General features: G+C 69.0%; 1 protein-coding gene. It reads right to left on the bottom strand.

Going from position 1 to position 229, the window contains the following annotated elements:
• Positions 1-229 (bottom strand): FAD-binding protein (locus AC0IYH_RS34425; protein WP_471838994.1); only part of this gene is annotated, 229 nt, incomplete at both ends.

Here is a 229-nt window from a genome sequence, read left to right on the forward strand (position 1 = left end):
GGTGTCGACCTGGGCGCCCAGTGCTTCGCCTAGGCGCAGCCCATCGCCCGAGCAGGATGCGGGAGGCAGCGCCAAGTTGTCCTGGCCGCTGGCGTCGCGGGGAAACAGCTGCTGGCGACGCAGTGGGTCGTTGGGAAAGCCACCAGCGGCGAGAACCACCGCGCGGGCACTGATGAAGTGCTCGTCATCCTTGCGCAGGATCGTGGCGCCAGTGACTCGGCCCTCCTGC

It is taken from the genome of Pseudomonas sp. AC463 (assembly GCF_979253585.1).